The organism is Bordetella ansorpii (assembly GCF_900078705.1).
In the GTDB taxonomy this organism is placed as follows: Bacteria; Pseudomonadota; Gammaproteobacteria; order Burkholderiales; family Burkholderiaceae_B; genus Bordetella; species Bordetella ansorpii_A.
Map to the genome: position 1 here is coordinate 222,691 of NZ_FKIF01000010.1, position 11,929 is coordinate 234,619.

Annotated in this window: 11 protein-coding genes, 2 pseudogenes and 1 other annotated feature; of the genes and pseudogenes, 11 read left to right on the forward strand and 2 right to left on the reverse strand. The window is 63.3% G+C overall.

The window, feature by feature from the left end; genetic code table 11:
- The first annotated feature begins 73 nt into the window (after positions 1-73).
- The 5 genes and pseudogenes from A6745_RS29730 to A6745_RS28445 form a co-directional block, all read left to right on the forward strand.
- Positions 74-856 (forward strand): AAA family ATPase, encoded by a 783-nt coding sequence (locus tag A6745_RS29730; protein WP_156513542.1) that lies wholly within the window; start codon positions 74-76, stop codon positions 854-856.
- Positions 857-941: 85 nt separating this feature from the next.
- Positions 942-1,253 carry a transcriptional regulator gene (locus tag A6745_RS25480; protein WP_066133723.1) on the forward strand — a complete coding sequence of 104 codons (312 nt, stop codon included), beginning with the start codon at positions 942-944 and terminating at the stop codon, positions 1,251-1,253.
- Complete coding sequence (locus A6745_RS25485) at positions 1,246-1,527, forward strand: BrnA antitoxin family protein (protein ID WP_066133725.1); 282 nt, start codon at positions 1,246-1,248, stop codon at positions 1,525-1,527. The genes A6745_RS25480 and A6745_RS25485 overlap by 8 nt, the downstream gene beginning before the upstream one ends.
- A 661-nt stretch (positions 1,528-2,188) precedes the next feature.
- Positions 2,189-2,362 (forward strand): annotated as a pseudogene (locus A6745_RS28440) (IS3 family transposase); the annotation flags it as partial.
- 71 nt (positions 2,363-2,433) lie between these two features.
- Positions 2,434-2,963 (forward strand): annotated as a pseudogene (locus A6745_RS28445) (transposase); the annotation flags it as partial.
- Positions 2,717-2,831, forward strand: a sequence feature (AL1L pseudoknot). Its footprint overlaps the pseudogene before it by 115 nt.
- 605 nt (positions 2,964-3,568) lie before the next feature.
- Here the strand turns inward: A6745_RS28445 and A6745_RS25495 are convergent.
- Positions 3,569-4,555 (reverse strand): Bug family tripartite tricarboxylate transporter substrate binding protein, encoded by a 987-nt coding sequence (locus A6745_RS25495; RefSeq protein WP_066133728.1) that lies wholly within the window; start codon positions 4,553-4,555, stop codon positions 3,569-3,571.
- A gap of 172 nt (positions 4,556-4,727) precedes the next feature.
- Between A6745_RS25495 and A6745_RS25500 the strand changes: the two genes are divergently transcribed.
- The 6 genes from A6745_RS25500 to A6745_RS25525 all read left to right on the forward strand — a co-directional run bounded on the left by A6745_RS25500 (position 4,728) and on the right by A6745_RS25525 (position 11,102).
- Positions 4,728-6,101 (forward strand): MmgE/PrpD family protein, encoded by a 1,374-nt coding sequence (locus A6745_RS25500; RefSeq protein WP_066133733.1) that lies wholly within the window; start codon positions 4,728-4,730, stop codon positions 6,099-6,101.
- A gap of 158 nt (positions 6,102-6,259) precedes the next feature.
- Positions 6,260-6,517, forward strand: a complete 258-nt coding sequence (locus A6745_RS25505; protein WP_066133736.1) for a hypothetical protein — start codon at positions 6,260-6,262, stop codon at positions 6,515-6,517.
- Between the two features lie 61 nt (positions 6,518-6,578).
- A complete protein-coding gene (locus A6745_RS25510; protein WP_269148923.1) occupies positions 6,579-8,015 on the forward strand; it encodes an FAD-dependent oxidoreductase in 1,437 nt (478 codons plus the stop codon).
- Between the two features lie 10 nt (positions 8,016-8,025).
- A complete protein-coding gene (locus A6745_RS25515; protein ID WP_066133740.1) occupies positions 8,026-9,657 on the forward strand; it encodes an FAD-dependent monooxygenase in 1,632 nt (543 codons plus the stop codon).
- Between the two features lie 35 nt (positions 9,658-9,692).
- Positions 9,693-10,412, forward strand: coding sequence for an MmgE/PrpD family protein (locus tag A6745_RS25520; protein WP_066133741.1), 720 nt, complete (start codon positions 9,693-9,695; stop codon positions 10,410-10,412).
- Positions 10,413-10,436: 24 nt separating this feature from the next.
- The gene (locus tag A6745_RS25525) at positions 10,437-11,102 is read left to right on the forward strand and encodes an MmgE/PrpD family protein (RefSeq protein ID WP_066133744.1); all 666 of its coding nucleotides are present in this window, start codon (positions 10,437-10,439) and stop codon (positions 11,100-11,102) included.
- 22 nt (positions 11,103-11,124) lie between these two features.
- Here A6745_RS25525 and A6745_RS25530 read toward each other — a convergent pair whose 3' ends face one another.
- Positions 11,125-11,904: a FadR/GntR family transcriptional regulator gene (locus A6745_RS25530; RefSeq protein ID WP_066133747.1), complete on the reverse strand. Its 780-nt coding sequence runs from the start codon at positions 11,902-11,904 to the stop codon at positions 11,125-11,127.
- Positions 11,905-11,929: the final 25 nt, after the last annotated feature.

Consider the following 11,929-nt stretch of genomic DNA (forward strand, 5'->3'; position numbering starts at 1 on the left):
CAGCACAAACCCGCCCGACGAGGCGGGTTTTTCCATCTCCGAGGGCGTTTTTCCCCACTCATCGGAGATGACCATGCCATCGTCAACCTCGTTTCCCACGCCCATGCTGCACCTGCTGTGCGGCAAGATCGGCTCGGGCAAGTCCACGCTGGCCGCGCATCTGGCCGGACAACCGCATACGGTGCTGATCAGCGAGGATGCCTGGCTGGCAGCGCTCTATCCCGGCGAGATCGCCGCGTTGCCGGATTACCTGCACCGCGCGGCCCGGTTGCGGCACGCGATGGCGGACCACGTGCCCGCGCTGCTGGCGGCGGGTAAGCGCCTGCCGAACACGCCCTTGACGGTTCAGCCTACGCAGCAGCGCACCGATGCCGCCATGGAAAGCGCAACGGCCTGGCAGGCGGTCCAAAAGGAAATGGAGCTGCACACGCGGGACGTGCCCGGCGACCGGGACGCGGTATTGCCCTGGTTGCTGGAACGTGCGCAGGCGGACAACCTCGGCCTGTTGGCCGCGTTGCTGGCCGCGACCGTCTATCGCGTTCGAGGCTACAACCAATCGCCCGATACCCGACACCTGGACCGTCTTGCGGGTGTGGTCGGCCTGGACATGGCCAAGTGGTGGTCGCCCACGGCACAGACGTATCTGAGCCATGTGTCCAAGGACCGCATCGCCGCCGTCGTGGCCGAGGTGGTGGGCGATGGTGAAGCCAAGCCGCTGCTGGCGATGAAGAAGGGGGAAGCCGCTGCCGCTGCCGAGCGGCTGCTCGACGGCAAGGGATGGGTGCCTGAGCTGATGCGTGGCGCGTCTCTGCTGACCGATCCCGAGCCAGAAGGCGCGGACGACGCAATGCAGTAAACGCGCGGAGCCGGTCGGGGCATCCCAGGCCGACCGTCTAAAAAAGCACCTTGCCCTACCAATAAAGTGTTAGTACAATTAATTCATGCTAACCGTTATCGAAACCGATGAATTCACCACCTGGGCCGCGAAGGTGTGGAGCGACTCCGAACGGGAGGCATTCGTAGACTGGATCGCGGCGAACCCTGAAGCCGGGGATGTTATCCCTGGCTCGGGCGGGTGCAGAAAGGTGCGGTGGTCCCGCGCCGGTATGGGGAAGCGAGGCGGCGCCCGCGTGATCTATTACCTTCGGCTGGCCAGCGGCGAAGTGGTGCTGCTGATCGTGTACGCCAAAGCCAAGTTCGATAACCTGCCCGCGTCGTTTCTCGCCAAACTCAAGGAGTGCTTTGATGCCTAAGAAACCAGATGCCGAGATGGCCGAGTTTGAAGCAGCCCTGTTGCGTAGCGCCAAGCAGGCTGTTGACGGTCAATATGCCCGAGTGCATACGCCTGATGAGATCGTGCGGCGGCGTGGTCGGCCCGTCGGTAGTACCGCCGCCGTGCGTAAGTCCGCTACGACCATCCGCCTGGATGAAGAGGTCTTGGCGGCGTTCAAGGCAACTGGCCAGGGGTGGCAGACCCGTATGAACAATGCGTTGAAGGACTGGCTGAAGTCTCACCAGATGAGCTGATCGCCTTTTATGTGCCCCTGCGCAGATAAACCTGCACCAAAGCAAAGGCCGCCTTTTGGGCGGCCTTTGCTTTGGGATGAAAGGGCAGTGTGGGTTGTGGCGGCCAACCCCACCGGCTTCGCCGGCGGGGCCGTCCTGATGACGCTGTGAACGTCCCCCGGACGTTCACCAGGCCCTTAAGGTCGCCGTCGACGTGGCCATCGCCGCCCCCCTTAAGGGCCTCACACATGACGCACCCTGGCGGGTTCAGTATGTCTCTGATTTTGATAGGCTTTCTTGTCGATCGATTTACCGTCTCCGTCAGACAAAAAAACACCGTATAGGCAGGCTGCCCGCGCCGCATAGGGTTTTCCGGGCCGCCAGTGCGTATACACTTGACGTGCAAGACGCGAAAATACAGCGGTCGTACTGCATCTTCTGAAGCCGCCGGGACATAGCGGGGACAGGGCGGGACACCGGTGCGAAGTAGACGGGACATGCGCGGGACAGCATGGAGACGAAAACAGACGATTGTGAAAGGCCGCTTTCGACCGAGGCTGTGTGAAACCCTTTCGTCTTGAAAACCGCAGCCTAATTGTCTGGATCGCCAACTTGGGAGATCTTCACTTCGATTTGTCGGCGCGAGGCTCAATCGTGACAGTTTGAAACGCTGAACAAGTACAGCTTCTTTGGCACGCTGAAGGCCGAGTACTTCCATCTCACCGAGTTCGAAGACGTCGACGCATTGAAGGCAGGACTGAAGGGCTACATTGACTACTACAACCGGCACCGCATCAAATCGAAACTTGGTGGACTAAGTCCCGCGGCATATCGAATGCGGGCGGGAAAAAACTAACGATTCAACGTCCAACTCTTGGGGGTCAGTTCAGTTTCGCGGAGGCTCCAACTCTTGAGAGAATGTGAGCCATGAGCAAGAACAACGCGAACAAGTTTTCCCCTGAAGTGCGCGAGCGCGCAGTGCGCCTGGTGCAGGAGTCTCGCAGCGAGTATCCATGTTGTGAATGGCGGTCGAGTCGATCGCGCCCAAGATCGGCTGCTCGGCTCAGACGCTGTTGACCTGGGTCGAGCGGCATGAAGTCGACAGCGGGCAGCGCGAAGGCATGACCACCAGCGAGCGCGAACGGATCAAGGAGCTGGAGCGGGAGAACTGCGAGCTTCGCCGTGCCAACGACATCCTGCGCACGGCCAGCGCTTTTTTCGCGCAGGCGGAGCTCGACCGCAAGCTGAGTCGTAAACACCTACATCGACCGGCACCGGGTGTCTACGGGGTCGAGGCGATCTGCAAGGTGTTGCAGGTTGCCTCGTCGGCCTATCGGCGCCACGCCGCGCGGCTGCGCGAACCGTCGCGGCGCAGCGACCGTGCTCGGCGTGACGAACATCTGAAGCCACAAATCCATCGGGTCTGGCAGGAGAACCATCGCGTGTACGGTGCGGACAACTTCTTGGGGTTCAGCCACATCTGTGGGAAGTCCCGGTTGAACGGGTGGTTCCAACTGAAGCGGCTGACCTCGGCGAAGCGAATGCGTGCCCGCCTCAGGGCGATTTGACAGGCGCTAATGCGCCGTATGCACGAAGCGATCCCCGTAGTCGGTCGCTGGCTGCGGCGCGTGGTTCAGGTCTACTTCAACTACCTCGCTGTCCCCGGCAATGTGGGCCGCCTGGGCAGCTTCCGCTAAGATGTGTCACGGGCATGGCTGCACATGCTGCGGCGACGTGGTCAGCATGGACGTATGCCTTGGTCGCGATTCGGACGGCTGGTAGAGCGCTCCGTGCCCGCATCAACGCTTTGCGTTATGACTCGAGGCAGGAGCCGTATGCGGTAGTGCCGCTCGTACGGATCTGTGCGAGGGGGCGGGGAGTGATCCCCGTCCCTACCGCGACCGGGAAGCCTAGGAATCCTGAATTGGGCAGGGATTTCAGTTCCCTGCAACCGCATGCATGCTTGAGCCCGCTCGACCCGTTGCGGCGCGAGATAGGCGACCACCAGCCTTTTCACGGATACGGCCTCAAAGGCCGTCTCGGCTGGAGGTGACGCCCGCCGTCACTCGAGCGTCAGATTGAGGGATTTGACAGTGGCGGCATACTGGTCGTGCTCCTTGGCGAGCATGGATTTGGTTGCGTTGGGCGATGGGTCTGTTGACGGTACATCTCCACCCAGATGCACGATAGCCGCCGCGAACGTCTTATGGTTGATTATGGCGGTCAGCGTTTGGCTGAGCAGCTCGAGATTCGCGGGCGGGATATTCCGGGGCGCGAAAAGACCGTACCAGGTATCGATATTCATGCCTGGTACACCCAGTTCCTGCATCGTCGGAATGGCCGGGTAGGTCGGCGAGCGCGCCTGGCTCAAGGACGCAAGCGGCCGCAGGCGTCCATCGCCGATGGGCCCTTTGCCGTCGACGCCGGTGATGAGCGCCCACTGCACGTCGCCGGAATACAGGGCTTGAAGGGTCTCGGCGGTTCCCTTGTACGGGATGTTCAGGAACCGGGTGCCCGCCTTGATGTTTACCATCTCGCTGGCCACATGCGATATCGCCCCTACGCCAGACGAGCCGAAAGCCGGTACTGTCTTCTGGCTGCCCTTGCCCGCTGCGAGCAGGTCCCCCAAGGTTTTGAACGGCGAAGCGGCTGGGACGACGAGCAGGAATGGGGTCTTCAAGACGATGCCCACAGGCTGCAGATCGTCCATCGTGTACCGGACATTCTTGTTGACCTGCGGCAGTAGCGTGATGGGGCCCGAGATTGTGAAGACCAGGGTATACCCTTCGGGCGGCGAACGGACGACGTTCTGTACGCCTATCGTTCCCGCCGCGCCGGGCATGTTCTCCACGATGACCGACTGATGCAATCGCTCACTCATCTGTTTGGCCAGCAAACGGCCGACGATGTCCGTGGAACCCCCTGGCGGGAAGGGCAGGACGATTTTTATCGGCTTGTCCGGGAACGCGGCTGAGGCCACGGATGTGAAAGCGGTCGAAATCATCGCCAAGCCCAGGCACAGCGACTTGAGTAAATGTCGGGATCTCATCGTGTCTCCAATGGATTGAGGATCGTCTATGAGCGATCCTTGAGTAAGGCAATAACATCATACCATTTTACCTATAGGTGAAAGCGGCTAGGGAATTCCCGACACGCAGTTACCACTTGCGTATTATCGTATTTGGTATAACCATAGGTCCTATACACAATGGCAGACACGGATGACCCGCGCGTTGCTGGAAGAACTGGCGGATTACGCTCACGGCATCGATTACGAGCAGATTCCGCAGCCCGTGGTCGAGCAGGCTGTCCTTACTGTGGCGGATACCGTCGCCTGCATGACGAGCGGCGCGCACGCGCCGGAAGCCGAGGCGCTGATACGGTCGGAGCGGCAACGCGCGGGGGCTGGAAACATCGGCGTGATCGGCAGCGCGGTGGACTTGCCGGCCGAAGGGGCCGCGCGCGTCAATGCCTATATGGGCGATATCCACGAGCTCAACGACCTGACGTGCGGCCATTCGGGCATAGGCAATGTGGCCGCCGTCCTTGCAATGGCCGAATCGGTGGGTGCCAGCGGGCGAGCGTTGATCTCCGCTCTGGTCACGGGCATCGAGGTCACGTCCCGTATCTATTCCGCGTTCTACCCGACGATGAAACCCTATACCGAGGTAGGAATGGTTTCGGTTGGGCCGGCGGGCTCGGCCGGCGCGGCGGCGGCGTGCGCGAAGCTGTTGGGGATGGACGCCACGCATACCTTGCATGCCATGGCGAACGCCTTCGCCCAGGCCGGCTGGTGTCCCGCGGAAGTGATCTTCGGCGATGGCGGCAGCGCGAAACCCCTGTTGTTCGGCTCCATGCCGGCGGCGGCCGGCACGGCGGGCGCCCTGCAGGCGCTGCACGGCATCACCGGACCTGTGCGGATCCTGGAGGGGCCCATGGGCTATCTGCGAACCGTCGCCCTTTCCTACGACACCAAGCCGCTGACCCGCAAGGACAGGTGGTATCTGGAGTCGGCCAGGCGCAAATTGCACGCATGCTGCGGCTATATGCATTCCGCGATCGATTCGCTCATCGCGTTACGGCAGGAAGGCCTTCTTGTCGACCGGGTCGCGAGGATACAGGTGCACATGGCGTCCTACATCATTCCCGCGGTGTCGAAATCCAGGCCCCCCGCGACCGCCAACGAAGCGCGCTTTCACAGCCAGTACTGTCTTGCCCTGGCATTGCTGGGCGACGACGTCATTCAGCCCGTCCACAGCGACGATTACCAGCGCTTTCTGACGGGTCGCGTCAGCGCGCTGATGCCGGGAATAGAACTGCGCGAGGCGCCGGAATACAGCCACTATCACCAATCCAGGGTCGAGCTTTTCGACCACGACGGCAGGCTGCTCGCGCAGAGGGAGAACCAGACGCCGAAGGGGTCGCCGCGGAACCCCATCACGCCCGAAGAGGTGTGGCGGAAACTGCATCGGCTATGTGCGCCGGTCTTTCCGCGCTTCGACGTGGGGACCTATGCCGAGCGCCTGAAGGGCTTGGCGGCGGCAGAGGACACCGGCTGGATCGTGCGTGCATTTCCACGGGTCGCACGCGATTGAGCAAGCGGCCCGCGACGGCCGCGGGTTCGAATAACACAAACTTCCGTCCCAGGCCAGTGTAGGTAACACCAACCTAAAGGTATGACCATAGCACCTATAATTAAAAAGGCGCGGCTAGGGTTCGGCCGGGCACATCAGATAACCGATTAGGAGGCACCGTGTACCAAGATCCGGCAACGACCGAGTCCCAAGCCAGCGTCCCGTTTCCGCTGATACGCGCACTGATACGACAGAAGCACATCGTCGTCCTGCTGGCCACCCTGGGCGTGCTGCTCATTGGCTGGTGGGTGGCTTTTCGCACAGGACTGGTGGACGGGTACGTCATCTCGGCAATTCTCGCGGCGGCGACGTATTTCGTGATCCGCGTACTGGTCGAGGTCGTCGAGCTGGTTGCCGAGACCTTGATGCCTCGATAGGCGTTGTACGACCCGTGCGTGCGCGTACGGACCGGGTATCAAGCTGCATGATAAGAAGAGGGTGGTCAAAATGATAGAAAGTGACGTATGCGTGGTAGGCGGCGGGCTGGCGGGTTTGTCCGCGGCGCTGATGGCGGCGGAAAGCGGCCTGAAAACGGTCGTGCTGGAACGCAATGAAGCAGAGGACTATCTGTGCAACTCGCGGATGACGGGCGGAGCCTTTCATATCTGCCTCACGGACATCCTGTCCGACGAGAGCCTGCTCGAACAGAAGATCATGGGGGCGACCGAAGGCAGCGTGAATCCGGCCTTGGCACGTGCCATGGCCGTCGACACCAAGCGCGCGGTCAGGTGGCTGCAGTCGCACGGTATTCGCTTCATCAAGGGCGGTGCGGAAGCGCACCACAATTTCGTGCTGTCGCCGCCCTCGCTGCAACGGGTCGGGTCCGAGTGGAAAGGGCGCGGCGGCGACGTGCTGTTGCGCACGCTGGCCGCTGAGCTGGCGAAGTTCGGCGGTGCCATCCTGCGCGGCCATCGGGCCACCGAGCTCGTCGTCGATGGAGGCCGGTGCGTCGGCCTGCGAGGCAGCCGTGGAGATGAAGAATTCCAGGTTCGGGCGACCGCTGTCGTGATCGCCGATGGCGGCTATCAGTGCGACCCGGCCATACTGCGAGAGGGTATTTCCCCAGCACCTGAAAAGCTGTTGCAGCGTAACGCCAAGTCCGGCCATGGCGACGGACTGCGCATGGCCAGGGCCGCCGGTGCCCGGCTTACGGAGCTGGTCGGCTTCTATGGCCATGTCATGAACCGGGACGCGTTGACCAACGACAAGTTGTGGCCGCTTCCCTGGATGGACAATGTGGCCACGTCGGCGATCGTGGTGGACGGCCAGGGCAAGCGCTTCCTGGACGAAGGTCGCGGTGGGGTGTATATCGCCAACGGGATCGCGGCCATGCAGGACCCGCTGTCGACGACGGTGATATTCGATCAACCGCTATGGGATGGCCCGGGCTCTTCCCGTTTCCTGCCGCCGAATCCGCATATGGAGAACTGCGGCGGGACCGTCATCAAGACTGCGACGCTAGGCGAGCTCGCGCAGCGGCTCGGCTTGCCGGCGGATGCGTTGATGGAGACGGTGGCTGGCTACAACGCTGCCATAGAATCGGGCAGCCTGGAATCGCTCGACCCGCCCCGCAATCCGCGCGCCTACCGCCCATACCCGATCAGCACCGGGCCCTTCTATGCGGTGCCCGTTTGCGCGGGCATTACCTACACCATGGGCGGCATCGCGATCGACGAATGGGGACGCGCCCTGCGCGGCGATGGCTCGGCATTCCCCGGACTGTACGCGGCGGGCGGATCGACGGGCGGGTTGGAAGGCGGCCGCAGCGTCGGCTATCTGGGAGGACTGGCCAAGGCGGCGACCACCGGGATGCGCGCGGGCCAACATATCGCACAACAGCGCAAAGACCAGGCCGTCGGCGCGGGCACGGCGTAAGGATAGACGGATGAACATCATCGAAACGGAAGTTCTCGTCGTCGGAGGCGGCCCGGTCGGTCTGTCGTTGGCGGGAGATATCGGCTGGCGCGGGCGCCGGGCAGTGCTGCTGGAGCAGGGCGACGGCAGGATCGGCCAGGCGAAAATGGATGGCGTCGGTATACGGACCATGGAGTTCTGCCGCCGTTGGGGGATCGTGAAGGACGTCGAGTCCAGCGCCTACAACCGCCGATACCCCCAGGACAATGTCTACCTGACGACGCTGGACGGCTACGAACTGGGCAGGCAGCCCATGCCTTCGATGGCGGATGACCAGGCTCCGCCGGAAAGCCCGCAGAAACGCGAGCGGTGCCCGCAGAATATGTTCGACCCGATCCTGCAGCGCTTCGCCGCGTCGCAGCCCGGCGTCGAGCTGCGGTATGGACACCGCCTGCTCTCCTTTCGGCAGGATGCGGATGGCGTGACGTCCGAAGTGCAGGACCTGGGCACGGACCAGGTCAGGGAATACCGGAGCAAGTATCTGGTCGGCTGCGACGGCGGCCGCAGCACGGTGCGCGAACGATTGGGCATAGGCATGCAGGGCAAGGGCGTCCTGACCCACACCACCAACGTCATCTTCAGGTGCGCGGATTTCAATGGTCTTCATGACAAGGCGCCGGGCTATCGCTACATGTTCGTGGGGGAATCCGGCGTGTGGGCGACCATCGTCGCGATCAATGGCAACGACCAGTGGCGCATGTCCATAATCGGCAACGCCACCGAACGGCACAACTATACGGACGACCAGCTCAAGCAGTTTGCCTACCGGGCCGTGGGCAAGCCCTTCGACATGGAGCTGCTGAGCGTCCTGCGGTGGACCCGCATCGAGCAGGTCGCCGACAGCTATCGGCGCGGCCGGGTTTTCATCTGCGGCGATGCTTGCCACCTGACGTCGCCGACCGGCGGCCTGGGCATGAATACCGGCATCGGCGATGCCGTCGACCTCTCGTGGAAATTGGCCGGCTGCCTGGAAGGCTGGGGCGGCGAGGCGCTGCTGGCATCCTACGAGATCGAGCGCCGGCCAGTGGCGCACAGGATAACGCGATTTTCTACCAGCAACCTGGAGGTCATGCAGAAGGTGCCGCATACCGCCATGGTGTTCGCGGACGGTCCCGAAGGCGACGCGGCGCGGGCGGCCGTCGGCAAGGGATTGGGCGACGGCCTGCGCAAGGAGTGGTTCTCCAAGAATATGCATCTGGGCAATCGCTATATGGATTCCCCCGTCATCGTCTACAACGAACTGGAAACGCCGGAGCAGGTGGAGCGGGAATTTCTCGACGCGGTGAACTATCGGCCGACGACCCGGCCGGGATGCAGGGCGCCGCATGCGTGGCTTGCGGAAGGCGTTTCCACCCTGGATTTGTTCGGCAAGGGATTCGTGCTGATGGCCGCTTCACACCGGCGCGATGATGCCGCCAGGATAGCCCAGGCGGCGCACGAAGCTGGCGTACCGCTCGCCGTGTACGAGATGAATGAAGAAGGCGTTCTGACGGCCTATCAGGAACCGCTGGTCCTGGTGCGGCCGGACGGCCACGTCGCCTGGCGGGCCCAGACCTTGGCGGCATATCCCCTCGCCCTGATGCGCGGCGTGTGCGGCCGTTAACAATCGATGGCGCATGAACCGGTGGAGACTTGCACGTGATAACAAAACAACTCGCGGAATTCGGGCTTGGGAACAGGTATGAGGATTTCCCCCCGAGCCTGGTCGAGGCCGCGAAATACCTCTTGCTGGATACCGTCGGTTGCGCGATAGGCGCGGTCGACACGCCGCCGGGCGAAGCTTTGCGCCGCATCGTCCGGCAAAGCGGTCCCGGGGTCGCCACGGTACTCGGCACGGGCCAGAAGACAAGCGTGTCGATGGCGGCCTGGGCGAACGGCCGGCTCGGCAATGTGCTCGATATGGATGAGTGCTACAAGGTGCAGGGACATCACGCCCAGGCGACCCTGGGCGCCGCGCTGGCATTGTGCGAGGAGCAGGGACGCACCGGCAGAGACCTGCTCGGCGCATTCATCATGGGCTTCGAGGTCGGCGTGCGCCTGGGGAACTACCTGTCGCCGCGCGTGACGGTCGACGAGAAGGGCCGGACCCGGGGGTGGACCGGGCTCGTAGGGCCGGGGCAGGGCGTGCATGCGGCGTGCGCCGCGGCGGCACGCCTGAACGGCCTGTCGACGGAGCCGCTCGCCGATGCCTTTGGCAATTGCGCGCAATATATGGTGGGACGCGACTGGTCCAGGCAATGGGGGCGGGACACCATGCTGGGCACGCTCAAGTACGCGGATACCGGCTGGAATGCGCGCGAGGGCGTGCGCGGCATCCGGGATATCTTCGATTCGAATAGCTATGGGCAGGTCTTCTAGGGCGCGATCCTGTCTCCCGACGCGATGCTGCGCGGGCGCGGCGCTGAGTGGTACCTGCCGCAAACCTCCATCAAGTTCTGGCCATGCTGCCGTTGGATCCATTATGCGCTGACCGCGTTCGAGTTCCTGGTCCGCACTCATCGGCTGCAGGCGGAAGAAATCGAGCGCATCGAACTGGATTCGTTTCCCATGATTCCGTATCCCTGCTTTTATTCCAACCAGGATCCGCCCAATCTGGTTGCGGCGGGATTCAGCTTCGCCCATGCGGCGGCCATGGTCGTGCTGCGCGTGCCCGCCGGCCCCGAGTGGTTCAGCGCAAGCAGCATGAGCGGCGCGGCGGCGCGGGCGATCCGCGGCAAGGTCGTCGTAGGCGATGACGAGCGCGGCTATGACCCGGCCAACTGGGGGCTGGAGAAGAACGAACTCAAGGTGCCTTCTCGCGCGCGGGTGTACGCGCGCGGCACGCTATTCGAGGCGTCCAGCGACTATGCATTGGGCGACGCGTGGGACGACGCGCAGGCCTACGGCGAACACGATGTGGTGGAGAAATTCCGCCGCTTGGCGGCGAGCGCCGCGCCCGGATCCGGCGCCTGGTCGGCCCAGTTGGATCGTATCGTCGATCAGATACTGCATATCGAGGACTTGCCGGACGTCAGGCAACTGACCGAAATGCTGGGCGCGCCGGCCTAGCCGGCCGCTTGGTAGGCTTCGCCTAGCGCACACGCGCGCGCCGGGGCGACTCCTTCTTCGACTCGCTGCGCAGATACTGGTCCAGTCGGCGCAGGTGCGCGCCCATCGCGGCGACGGCGGCGTCGGCATTGCGTGCGCGGATATGCTTGACCACCAGGCGCCGGACGGCAATGACGTCGCTTTTAGGCACCGGATCGACCTTGGCCAGCAGCGCGCGGCTGAGTTCCGACAGCGACTCCAGCAGCATGAGCAGAACCAGATTGTGGGTGGCCAAGGCCAGCAGCCGGTAGAACTCGGTGATGTAGCTGGTGCGCCGGCTGAAGTCGCCGCGCGCGGTCAGTTCCTCGATGTGATCGATGTCCTGCTCCAGCGCGAGAAAGTCTTCTTCCGTTCCCCGCTCGCAAGCCAGCCGGATCGCTTGTTCGGTCAACATGATTCGCGCCTCGGTGACGTCGCCCCAGGGCACCTGCCCAAGCATCACCATATCGCTGACGGCCTGCGTCACGATGCCGGAGTCGCGTTGGCAGATGAATGCCCCGCCGCCCATGCCCTGCTGGCAATACACCAACCCGGCGTTTTCCAGGCTGCGCAAGGCTTCGCGGACCGCGGTGCGGCTGACCCCGAGCTGCTCGCCGAATTCGCGTTCCGGTGGCAGGCGATCTCCGGGCTTCAGCCTGCCCATGGCGATCTCGCGGCGGATCTGGTCGCAGACCTGTTCGAAGGCGCGCTTGGTCTTTATCGGGGCGAAGGAAGGCCCGCTCGCCTCTTCAGCCACGGCGGGCGCCTGACGCGCCGCCTTCATTGCTTTACTCATCGTCCAGGGTTCC